General features: G+C 73.9%; 7 protein-coding genes. 3 read left to right on the top strand and 4 right to left on the bottom strand.

Going from position 1 to position 11,485, the window contains the following annotated elements:
• Positions 1-47: 47 nt before the first annotated feature.
• Positions 48-1,853 carry a flavin-containing monooxygenase gene (locus ACIBJG_RS14815; protein WP_399307874.1) on the bottom strand — a complete coding sequence of 602 codons (1,806 nt, stop codon included), beginning with the start codon at positions 1,851-1,853 and terminating at the stop codon, positions 48-50.
• A gap of 191 nt (positions 1,854-2,044) precedes the next feature.
• On the opposite strand from ACIBJG_RS14815, the gene ACIBJG_RS14810 reads away from it, so the two are divergent.
• Positions 2,045-3,067 carry an SMP-30/gluconolactonase/LRE family protein gene (locus tag ACIBJG_RS14810; RefSeq protein WP_399307873.1) on the top strand — a complete coding sequence of 341 codons (1,023 nt, stop codon included), beginning with the start codon at positions 2,045-2,047 and terminating at the stop codon, positions 3,065-3,067.
• A 13-nt stretch (positions 3,068-3,080) separates the two neighbouring features.
• Here ACIBJG_RS14810 and ACIBJG_RS14805 read toward each other — a convergent pair whose 3' ends face one another.
• From ACIBJG_RS14805 to ACIBJG_RS14795, 3 genes are all read right to left on the bottom strand, one after another.
• A complete protein-coding gene (locus tag ACIBJG_RS14805; RefSeq protein ID WP_399307872.1) occupies positions 3,081-3,671 on the bottom strand; it encodes a TetR/AcrR family transcriptional regulator in 591 nt (196 codons plus the stop codon).
• Positions 3,672-3,834: 163 nt separating this feature from the next.
• Complete coding sequence (locus ACIBJG_RS14800; RefSeq protein ID WP_399307871.1) at positions 3,835-5,178, bottom strand: hypothetical protein; 1,344 nt, start codon at positions 5,176-5,178, stop codon at positions 3,835-3,837.
• Positions 5,179-5,279: 101 nt separating this feature from the next.
• On the bottom strand, positions 5,280-7,064 hold the full coding sequence (locus tag ACIBJG_RS14795) for a sigma-70 family RNA polymerase sigma factor (protein ID WP_399307870.1): 1,785 nt from the start codon (positions 7,062-7,064) through the stop codon (positions 5,280-5,282).
• 146 nt (positions 7,065-7,210) lie between these two features.
• Here ACIBJG_RS14795 and ACIBJG_RS14790 point away from each other — a divergent pair, with 146 nt between their 5' ends.
• Together ACIBJG_RS14790 and ACIBJG_RS14785 are read left to right on the top strand one after the other, a co-directional pair.
• On the top strand, positions 7,211-10,438 hold the full coding sequence (locus tag ACIBJG_RS14790; RefSeq protein ID WP_399307869.1) for a tetratricopeptide repeat protein: 3,228 nt from the start codon (positions 7,211-7,213) through the stop codon (positions 10,436-10,438).
• Between the two features lie 146 nt (positions 10,439-10,584).
• The gene (locus ACIBJG_RS14785; RefSeq protein ID WP_399307868.1) at positions 10,585-11,424 is read left to right on the top strand and encodes a sulfurtransferase; all 840 of its coding nucleotides are present in this window, start codon (positions 10,585-10,587) and stop codon (positions 11,422-11,424) included.
• The last annotated feature ends 61 nt before the right edge of the window (positions 11,425-11,485 follow it).

The following is an 11,485-nucleotide window of genomic DNA, read 5'->3' as shown; positions in this document are numbered from 1 at the left end:
CCGCCCGGCCGAACCGAGCCGGTACGGGAGTCCGGTCGCGCGCACCGTCAGGCGCGAGGGGCGGTCCTGGGCCTGAGGGCTTCGCTCATCGATGTGTCGCGCCAGTCCTCCAGGAGCTGGTGGAAGGCGACCGCGCCGTGCGGGTAGCCGCCCGGGCCGTTGGGGCGGCCGCGGCCTTCGCGGTTGTAGTAGCCGGGGGTGCACTCGGCGTGGAACCACTCGTGGTCGGGGGCGTCCGCGGCCAGGGTGGCGAGCCAGGCGTCCTCGGCCTCGCGGGACGGCTCGATGCACGCTCCCTCGCCTTCGGCGGCGGCGACGAGGGCGGCCGCGTGGACCGCCTGCTCGTCCAGGACGTGTGTGAAGTTCACGCTGCTGGCGTTCTGGAGGGGGCCCATCTGGATCAGGTTGGGGAAGCCGTGGCAGGTGAGGCCGTGGAGTGTGCGCGGGCCCCGCCCCGCCCAGGTGTGCAGCAGTTGGACGCCGTCCCGGCCGTGGACGGGGAGCTTGCCGGAGTGGATGCCGGAGGTCCCGACGTTGAACCCGGTGGCGAAGACGAGGCAGTCCAGTTCGTACGCCGTGCCGCCGACCACGACGCCGTGTGCGGTGACACGCTCGATGCCGTGGGTGTCCGCCGTGTCGACCAGGGTGACGTTGCCGCGGTTGAACGCCGGGTAGTACAGGTCCGAGAAGGTGGGGCGCTTGCAGGCGTAGCGGTACCAGGGCTTGAGCTTGTCGGCCGTCTCCGGGTCGGTGACGGTTCCCTCGACGCGCGTGCGGAGCTCGTTCATCTTGGCGGCGTCGGCCACCTCGTAGACGGCTTCGAAGGCCTCGCGGTCGCCCTGGCGCCGGAAGCTGGGCAGCAGCTTCTCCAGCAGGCCCGCCGATGCGGTCCAGGCGTCCGCTACGAGGTCCTGGTCCGCGCTCTCGCCGGAGACGATGCGGAGGTAGTTCTCACGCCGTTCGCGGGCCCAGCCCTCGCGGTCCGCCCCGACGTCCCCCGCGGTGGTGCGGCGGTTGGCCCGTACGTCCACGGTGGAGGGGGTGCGCTGGAAGACGTACAGATGTGCGGCGTCCTCGGCCAGCATCGGGATGACCTGGATGCCGGTGGCACCGGTGCCGACGATGCCCACGCGCTTGTCCGCGAGGCCGGTCATGCCGCCCTGGGGGGTGCCGCCGGTGTAGGCGTAGTCCCACCGGGAGGTGTGGAACGTGTGGCCCTCGAAGTCCTCGATGCCGGGTATCCCGGGGAGCTTCGGGTCGGTGAGGGTGCCGGTGGCGGTGACGACGTACGTCGCCCGGAAGGCGTCACCGCGATCCGTGGCCACGATCCACGTCTCCGTGGTCTCGTCCCACGTCAGAGCGGTGACTCCGGTGGAGAACAGCGCGTCCTCGTAGAGGTCGGACGTGCGCGCGATCCGCATCGCGTGGCGGCGGATCTCCTCACCGGGGGCGTACTTCCACTCCGGTACGTAGCCCGTCTCGTCGAGCATCGGCAGATAGACGTGCGACTCGATGTCGCAGTGGACACCCGGGTACCGGTTCCAGTACCAGGTGCCCCCGAAGTCGCCGCCCTTCTCGATGATCCGGATGCGATCCACCCCCTGCTGCCGCATCCGCGCACCGGCGAGGATGCCGCCGAACCCGCCACCGATCACGGCGACGTCGACGGTGTCCTGGAGGGGGGCGCGTTCCACGCCCTCCGTGTACGGGTCGGCGGCGTAGTAGCCGAACTCGGCGTCGGCGTCGCGGTATTGGGCGGCGCCGTCGGGGCGGACACGCCGCTCGCGTTCGAGGCGGTAGCGCTTGCGCAGCGCGTCGAGCTCGTGGGGGGACGGTTCGTGAGGGTTCGTCATGTGGGGGCTCGCTCCTCGGCGGTGGGGCCGCCCGGTCCGAGCGGCCGTCCGCTACGGTAACAAGGACCGGACAACACTGTCCGGTTGAGTTCCGGCGGGGCGATGCCATTCGGCCAGGGCACGTTCGTGCCTCCGGTGCGTCATACGGCGCCTTCTGCGGAACCCTCGCAGCGGACAGGAAGAGTGATTCCATGCAGCGACATTCGGCCCGGCCCCTGGCCGCGCTCGCCACGATCGGCACGCTGGTCCTCACCGGTTGCGGCACAGAGAGCGCGAACGCCGGGGCGGAGGCGGCGAGTTCCACCGGCGCGGGCAGGACCATCCACGCGCAGAAGTTCATGCGGCTGACCCAGGTGCACGACGAGACCGGTATGACGCTGTTGGAGGGGCCCACGTTCGGCAAGGACGGCGGGCTCTTCGTCGTCGACGTCACGGCCCCCGAGGGCGAACCCAAGGTCATGCGGGTCAATGTCGGAAAGAAGACCCTCCGGTCGGTCCACACCGACGGCCGGGGGACCTACACCTCCGCGCAGTTCAGCCCGTACGACGGCCGGCTCTACCTCAGCGACTTCTCCCACGGCGAGATCGTGAGCCTGGCCCCCGGCGGCGGAGACAAGCGGACGTTCTTCTCCGGCGAGGTCGACGGGGCGCAGATGAACCCCGACGACATCGCCTTCGACGAGGCGGGCAATCTGTACGTCAGCGACACACGCGGCCTGTCCGAGAACGAGGCGCACGGGCGGGTGGTACGGATCAGCCGCGACGGCACGAAGGCCACCGTCCTGGCCAAGGACCTCGCCGCGCCGAACGGGATCTCGTTCGACCTGGACGACCGCGGGCTGTGGTTCAGCGAGCTGACCGAGGACCGGATCTCCTACCTGCGCCTGGACGGGGAGGGGAAGGTGACCTCCCGTCACACCGCCATCCGCGTCGACGGCGGGATCGCCCAGACCGACTCGATCGCCGTGGACGCCGACGGCAACCTCTACCAGGGGCTGCACGGCCGGCCCGCGATGGCGGTGTACGACCGGCACGGCGAGCGGCTGGCGACGGTGGAACTGCCCTCGCGGACCGAGGGTCTGGAGTCGGCGACCAACGTGGCCATCACGCCCGGCGGGACCAAGGCGTACATGACCGTGAGCGGCCCCGACGGCGGGTATCTGTACACCTTCGACGCACTCGCCGAAGGCATCCGGCAGTCCAACGGCGGCTGACCCCGGACGCCGCTCAACCGCCGTAGGACCGCACCGGTCCGACGTCCACGCCCAGCAGCCGCCACGCGGCCAGCGCCCGCTGTTCCCGCTCCTGGTGGGTGGCGCCGGTGATGGCGGCGGAGGCCATGGCGACCGAGAGCATGAGGTCGTCCGCGGCGGCGATCCGGTGGCCGTCGGGCAGGTGCCGTCGCAGGGCGCTCTCGACGCGTGCGGACAGGGCCAGAGCGTGGGCGCGGATGCCGTACCGGTCGCCCGCCCGGACGGCGTGTAAAAGACCGATGAAGGCCGCCGACTCCGCGAGGTGCCAGGTCAGCACCCCGAGAACATCGGCGAAGGTCATGCCTTCGGCGTCGGCCGCCTGCTCGATCTGCCGCACGTTCTCCTCCAGGACCGCGGCCACGGCGGCGGTCCGGTCCGGGAAGTGCCGGTAGAGGACGCCCTGCCCGACCCCGGCCCTGCGGGCGATCGCGGACAGCGGCGCCTCAAGACCGTGCTCCGAGAAGACCTCACGGGCGGCGGCGACGAGAGCGGCCCGGTTGCGGGCGGCCGCCTTCGGCCCGTCGTTCGCGGGCCGCCGCCCCTCCTGCCCGGTGTGCTCCATCACCCCGGAAGCGTACCGGCCGGGCCTGCGCGGCCTCCCCCGCTCCGCGGGCCCCGCCACCGCCGTTCGTCCGCGTGACGACGGGCGGACGGGCGGCGGACGGGTGGCGGACGGGCGGGCAGATGGCGGGCAGGCAGTGGCGGGCAGGCGGCCGGCTGCGCCGAGGTCAGGCGCGCTTGCGGCGCCGGCCCAGCACGATCACGCCGCCGACGACGACCAGAGCGACTCCGCCCGCGACCAGCGGAAGCGTGCCGGGGCCGGCGCCGGTGGCGGCGAGATCGGCGGAGTCGCCGGCGGCGGCCGGTGCCGCGTCGCCGCTCTGCGCCTCAGTGCCGGAACCGGCGGCGGGGACGGGGGCTGCGGACGCGCCGTCACCGGCGTCGGTGTCCGAGGCGGTGTGCTCCGGGTTCACGGCCTTCTTCGTGCTGTCGTCGGACACCTCGGCGGCCAGGCTCTCGCCGTTCAGGGCGACCTTGACGGTGGCCTTGCCGTCCCCGGAGGACAGGACCTTCAGGGAGACCTTGCTCGCCTTGTCGGTGAGGGCCGTGACGGCGTCCGCGTCGGCCGGGGCGGAGTTGCCGGCGGTCTCGTTCTCCTCGGTCAGGTCGATGAGCGAGGAGGACCCGTAGGCGTCCTTGGGCACCCGGTAGGCGTGGACGCCCTCGATCCGGCCGTCCACGGTTCCCGCCGCGTGGCGGTACTCGACGACGAGCCGGTCCTCGCCCATCGGGATGTCGAGGGCGCGCGTTCCGCTGCCCTCGCCGTGCAGGGAACGCAGGGTGTACGTACCCGACTTGGCGACCTTGACGGCCTCGCTGCCGGAAAGCCATCCGGCGCGGATCAGTTCGGGTGCGGAGAAGCCGGCCGCCGGGCCGCCCCCGCCCATGATCGACTTGGCGCTGGTGCCGTCGTCCTTGCAGTTGACCAGGTCGCCGTCGGTGCACATCGCCCGGCCCTGGTGGCCGAAGCCCTGGTTGTGGCCGAGCTCGTGGCCGACGACTCCCAGTCCGCTGGCGGTGCCGTACAGGTTGATCCAGCTGTACGGGCCGGGGACCGTGGCCAGGCCGGCCCAGGCGCAGCCGGTCTTCTGCGCGGGGAAGACCATCGACAGGCTGTCGTAGTCCTCGCCCCGCACCAGACCCTGCTTGGCGAGGGCTTCCTGGGTCAGCGTGTTGATCTTGCCGTGGTTGCAGCCCGCGGCGGTCAGCGGCAGCGTGACGGGCCCGGCCATCTGCCCCTTGACGGCCGGTACGTAGGCGAACTTCCCGCGCGACATCTCCTTGAAGAACGAGGCGACCGAGTCCGTCTTCGTCCCGAAGTACGTGTCCGGCGTGCTCGCCTTCACCTGGTCCGGGTGCTGGAAGGTGCTGTCGCTGAACTCGACCAGGACGGGGAGGATCTTCTTCTTCACCGGGGCATCGTCCGCGTGCGCCGTGGCGGGGACGATGCCCCCGGCGAGCGCGGCAACGCCGCAGACCAGAGCGATGCGGCCAAGAGCGGATGTCTTCATGAGGTCCTTTTTCCTTCGGAAGTGCTTCCGAAGGAAAAGAGGAAGCCGTCCGTCCGGCATCCCGCGACTTTGCCGATCCTTTACCTGGGGTGCGGCAGGTCCTACTGCTCCCCCAGGAACGCGGGCTCGAAGCGGAACCTCATGGAGTCGGAGCCGTAGTAGTAGCGCGTGGTCCCGAGCGCCGGCCCGTGCGCCTGGCCCTTGTCCGCCTTCGCCCACTCGACCAGGCCCAGATACCGCGTACCACCGCCGTCACGCAGGGCGGCCTCGCCCGTGGCGGAGTCCGTCCACAGGTTCCACAGCTGGGTCTCCCGGGAGGCCTCGCACCCCGACTGGGTCACCTCCGCGTGGTCCTCCGTACTACCGGAGCGCGTCAGGCACAGCCCGGTCGCCTCGTTGCGCACCTGGGCGCGCGCCCGGTCGCCCCGGAACGGCTCCAGGAGCACCCACCGCTGGTACGACCCGCCGTCGCACGCGGCCTCCACCGGCCGCGCACCGGTCCGGGTGGTACCACCGGGGATCTCCATGCAGGCACCGGTCGACACGAAGCGCAGCCTGCTGGGCCCGCCGACGGCGTCCGCGGCGGGCGCCGCCGCCCTGGTGGTCCCGGCAGCCGCGGAGGAGGGGGCCGCGGAGGAGGGGGCCGCGGACGGACCCCGGGTGACAGGCGGGACCATGGACGGGGCCGGCGACGGGCTCACGGTGGAGGAGGGCGCCGCAGGGGCCGCGGCGGGCGTGTCGCGCGCGGCGGGCGGCCGCGCCTCCGGCTCACCACCGCCCGGCCACAGCAGCCATCCCCCGAGCAGGGCGGCCGACGCGGCCACGGCGAGCACGGCGGCCTTCGCGCCGACGGCCCCCGCGCCCGCTCCCCCGGCCGGCGCGGTGCCGGCCGTCACCGTCGCCGCGGCCGCACGCGCCTCGATGTAGGCCGGAGCGCCGAACAGCAGGACCGCTGCCGGAAGCACCGCGCGCAGCCGCTGGTTGAGGTCCATCAGCTCCCGGGCCGCCGCACGGCAGCGGCCGCAGTGCTCCAGGTGCCGGTCGAGGTAGGTGTCCCTGCGCGGGCGGACACGCCGCACCGAGGCGGCCAGCCGGGCACTGCACCGCCGGCACTCCTCGTCGGCCGCGCCCTGCCCGGCATGGGCGGCGAGATACGCCTCCCGCAGCCCCTCCCGGGCGCGGGCAGTCAGGGAGGCCACCCCGCTGGGGGTGAGCCCCAGCATGACTCCCACCTTCGCCGCGGGTTCCTCCTCCACCACGGAGTGCCAGAGCACCGCCTTCCAGCGCTCGGGCAGCGACCGGAAGGCATGGGCCACGACGCCGCCGTTCTCCGCCCGCACCACCCGCTCCTCACCGGTCTCCTCACGGCTCGCCCGGTCCGGACCGCCGCGCTGCGCCGCCGCGTCCAGCCACGACCCGAAACCAGGGGTGAGATCGACCCGGCGGGCGCCTTCGGCCCAGTCGGCTGCGGTGCGGCGTACGACGGTCAGGAGGTAGGGGCGCCACGCGTCGACAGGGCCCTTGCCGTCGAGGACCGTCTGGACGGTGCGCGCGAACGCCTCCGAGGCGAGGTCCTCCGCAGTGTGCGGGTCGCGGCAGCAGGCGCGGGCGTACATCAGGACGGCGGGAGCGTGGCGCCGGTAGAGCTCGGCCGTCGCCCCGGCGTCGCCGCCCGCGCGTATCGCGGCCGTCAGAGCAGCGTCGGACCGCTCGCCGTGTCCGCCGCCCGCCGGATACCGGGGCTCGGACCGCTCACCGTGTCCGCCGCCCGCCGCGTGCCGGGGCCCGGACCGCTCACCGTGTCCGCCGCCCGCCGCGTGCCGGGGCCCGTCGGATTCGGCGGCGGCGAACCCGTCGGCCGGTTCGCCGTTGCCGCGGTCGGTCATGATCCTGCGCTCCGCTTCCTCCATGGGACTGTCGGCGCAGTCTCGCAGACTCCCTGTTGCGCACCGGTCCCAGGCAGGAGACTGGTGGTTCGTGCGGCCGGACGCGAACCGGCCGAGAAGGCAGGAACCGAGGGGGATCTATGCGGATGCGGGACAGCCATCGGGCGGAAGCCGAACGGCTGTTGGCACGGGCCGTGGAGGAAGAGGTGCGCCGCTCGGGCGGCCGCACCGACCCCGGCACGCTGCTGGCACGCGGCCGCGCCGCGCTCGACTCGCTGGCGGCCGGGGCGGGCGAGGAGTACGCCGCGTACACCCAGGCACTCGACGCCGCGGATGCCGGGCAGCAGTCACTGGCCCAGCGGTTCAGCCGGGCAACGCTGACAACACCGTTACTCGTTACGGGAGTTGCCGCAGCGGCGGCCTTCGGCGCGGACGTGGCGCTCGGCACGGCATCCGGCCTGGCGCTCGGCGCCGGCGCCGTCGTCGCGGTCGCGGGCACCACCGCCACCGTCGTCAAGGTCACCGCCTCGCACTGGCCGGCCGCGCACCGCCGGGCCGGAGCTCTCGGGCAGCCGGGCGGCACGGAGCAGCTGCGCCTCCAGTGGCTGACGGCTCTGGAGGTACGGGGCATCCGCCCGTTCGTCGACCAGCAGCGCATGCTGACCGCCTCGTCCCGCACCCCGGCGAAGAAGAAGGCCGCCGCGGACCGGTCCGCACCGCAGTTGCGCGGCGCGGACCGCAGCGCGGCGGCCCGTATGCGCTCGCTCCTGGAGCAGTCGTTCAGCCATCTGCCCACCGTTGAGGGTGAGTTCGCGGGACGCCGGGCCGAGCTGGCCAGGATCGCCCAGTGGGTGCAGGCGGCCCGCGCGTCGACGGAGACGAAGCCGACGGTCGTCGTACTGCACGGACCTCCGGGCGCCGGGCGCACCACCCTGGCCGTGCGGGCGGCGCACAGCCTGAAGGACCAGTTCCGGGGCGCGTGCGTGGTCGATCTGCGCGGCGGCGCGGACGACGAGCCGCCGCTGCCGACCCGGGACGCGCTGCTGCATCTGCTGAACCGGCTCGGCGCCCCCCGCGAACAGCTGCTGTTCCGCGACAGCTCGTCCGCCGAGCAGCAGGTGCGCCGGCTCAGCGAGCTGTACCACCAGCACCTGACCGGCACCCCGGTGACGGTCGTCCTCGACGACGCGAGCGACGCCGAGCAGGTCCGCACCCTGATCCCGGAGCGCTCGGACAGCCTGGTGCTGGTCACCGCCCGCGAGCCGCTCGACCTGCCGGAGTCCCTGCCGGCCCGGGTGCATCAGCTGGAGGTCGGGGCGCTGGACGCGGCGGGCGCGGAGGAGCTACTGCGCGAGGCGTCCCAGGAGGACGGGCAGGGCCCGTACGACTACCCGTCGAGCGAGGCGATCACCGAGCTGTGCGGCGGCCTGCCGCTGGCCCTGCGGATCGCGGGCTCCTCGCTCGGGGAGCGCACCCCGAGCACGCTGGCCGCCGACCTGGCCGCGTACGGGCCGGTCCCACCGGTCGAGCGGGCCCTGTGGCTGCGCTACACCGACCAGTCCGAGCAGGCCCGGCGGCTGCTGCGCAGGCTCGCGCTGGCCGGTCGTGCCAGCCTGGGCGCCGCCGCTGCCGCAGCGCTCCTGTCGGCCGACGAGCAGGAGGCCGGGCGGCTGCTGACCGCCCTGTCCGGGGCCGGTCTGCTGGACCACGTGCGCGGCTCGCGCTACCGCCTGCACGATCTCGTACGGGGCTTCGCCCTGGCCCGGCTGAACGACGAGGAGGTGGCCGCGGACCGCACGGCCGCACAGGAACGGCTCATCGCGAACTACGCCGAACTGGCGGGCTCGGTGATCCGCATGGTCGACGGCAAGATGTCCACCCGGGCCGGCCAGTTCGGGCCGCACGGGTTCGGCTCGCTCGACGCGGCGCTGCGCTGGCTGGACGACGAGTCGAGCTTCATCACGTCCGCGCTGCGGCACAGCGAGGGCGTCGACCAGGGCGCGGTGCTCGATCTGCTGGGCGCGCTCTGCGACTACTGCCTGCTGCGCGGCGACCTCTACCGGCTGGGCGAGATCAGTGAGTTGACGCAGGCGATCGACCAGGGGCTGCTGGAGCGGTCGGTGCAGTGGCGGACCGGTATCGCGGCCCGTCAGCTCGGCGAGCTCGACAAGGCCCGCACCACGCTGTCGTCCGTCGTCGGCCTGTACCGCGAGGCGCAGAACGACTCCGGTACGGCGCTGGCGCTGTGCTCGCTCGGCATCACCCTGCACCACCAGGGCAACCTGACGGAGGCGGCGGCGCGGCTGCGCGAGGCGATCGAGCTGCAGTCCTCGGCGGCCCAGGCGGAGGACCGGGCCTGGTCGCTGCACGCGCTGGCCGCGGTGGAGCGCGACCGGGCCCACCTGGCCGAGGCGCTGGAGCTGCTGGACACGGCGCTGGTCCTGCACCGCGAGGGCGAGTCGCTGCACGGGGAGGCGTGGACGCAGTTCCAGCTGGGTCAGGTGCTCCTGCGGATGGGCGATGTGGAGCGGGCCGAGACCGCGCTGCGCACCGCCCTGGATCTGTACGGGCGGACCCGGGACGAGCGGGGCGAGGCGTGGGCGCTGACCCAGCTGGCCCGGGCCCGGCTGCTGGACGGCGATCCGGCCCCCGCGGTCGAGCAGCTGAACGCGGCCCTGGCCCGTCACCGCGACAGCGAGGACGCGCGGGGCGAGGCGTGGACGCTCTACTACCTGGGCCAGGCGCTGGAGGAGGCCGGCGACACCGATCAGGCGGTACGTCAGCTGGAGCGGGCCCGCACGATGTTCTCGCGGATGCGGGACGTGTACGGGCTGGCCTGCGCCCGCCACCACTCGGGGCGCGTCACCCGCGACCAGCGGGCCGCGCAGACGGGCAACCTGCGCAATTCGGGGTTCGCGCGCCAGCTGCTGGTCGACGCGCGGGCCGACTTCCGGCGCATCGGGGTCGCTCACGGGGAGGCCTGGACGGCTCTGGAGCTGGCCCTGATCGACGCGGGGAACCAGCGTGCGCCGCAGGCCCTGGAGCTGTGCGGTGAGGCGGCCGTGCTGTTCGACTCGTACGGCGATGCGCGGGGTGCGGACTGGGCCCGGTTCCTGCGCTGCACGCTGCTGCCGTACGCCTCGCCGGGCGGCGTCGAGGTGGGCACGGTGGTGGCCCAGCAGGAGCTGGCCGACCTGGTCGAGGCCGGCCATCCGACACGGGACGCGAAGCTGGAGGACTGCGCGGAGGCGTTCCGGGTGGTCCTGAACCGGGGTGTGGAACTGGAGTACGGCTGGCAGGCATGGCGCCTGGGCCTGACCCCGACCCGGCAGGCCCGGGAAATCATGGGCGTACCGGTACCGGCGAGGCCGTGAGAGCGGGACGACGGACGGCACCGGGGGCCGCGGGGGCCGTGCCCTCGTTCGTCTCCCCCGGGCCGCCGGACGCCCCTGTCGCTGCCATGATGACGTGGGCGGGAGTGGTACCCGCCGTGCCCGAGCCAGAGAGCCAGAGGAGCGAGATGTCCCGGACGGACCCGCTGATCCAGGTCGACGAACTGCGCGCACTCCTCGCGGACGCGGCGCCGCCCACCGTGGTCGACCTCCGCTGGGGCGGGCAGGGCCCGACGCCCGAGCAGCGCTACCTGGCCGGCCACCTCCCCGGAGCCGTCCGCGCCGACCTGGACGCCGACCTGGCCGCACCGCCCGGCCCCCGGGGGCGCCACCCCCTGCCGGACACCGAGGCGTTCCTGGCGGCGGCACGGCGGCTGGGCATCGACCAGGACCGGCCCGTGGTGGTCTACGACCAGCGGGACGCGACCATCTCCGCCCGCCTGTGGTGGATGCTGCGCCACTACGGCCACCCCGCGGTTCGCGTCCTGGACGGCGGCTACGAGGCGTGGGTGCGGGCCGGAGCGCCGGTGGAGACCGGGCCGGGCGCACCCGTCGCCCCGGGCGGGTTCGCCGGCGTGCCCGGCGGCATGCCGGTGCTGGCGGTAGACGAGGTCCCGGACGCGGCCGCCAAGGGCTTTCTGCTCGACTCGCGGCTCCCGGAGCGCTTCCGCGGCGAGGTCGAGCCCCTGGACCCCGTCGCAGGTCACATCCCCGGCGCGCTCTCCGCGCCCACCTTCGACAACAGCGCCCCGGACGGACGGCTGCGCACCCCTGAGGAGCTGCGCAACCGCTTCGCCGGCCTCGGCCTCACCCACGACCGGCCGGTGGCCGCCTACTGCGGGTCGGGGGTGACCGCCGCGCACCAGGTCCTGGCCCTGCGGCTGGCGGGCTTCGACGCGGCGCTGTACGCCGGCTCGTGGAGCGAGTGGGTCGCCGACCCGGCCCGGCCGGTGGCCACGGGCGCCTGAGCGCGACGGCCGTCCGAGCCTCGACGGCCGCGTTTCGGGGCGGGGTGGTGCCGGGTGCCCG

The sequence above is a fragment of the Streptomyces sp. NPDC050422 genome (assembly GCF_044458665.1).
In the GTDB taxonomy this organism is placed as follows: Bacteria; Actinomycetota; Actinomycetes; order Streptomycetales; family Streptomycetaceae; genus Streptomyces.
This window is presented reverse-complemented; position numbering and strand designations above follow the sequence as displayed.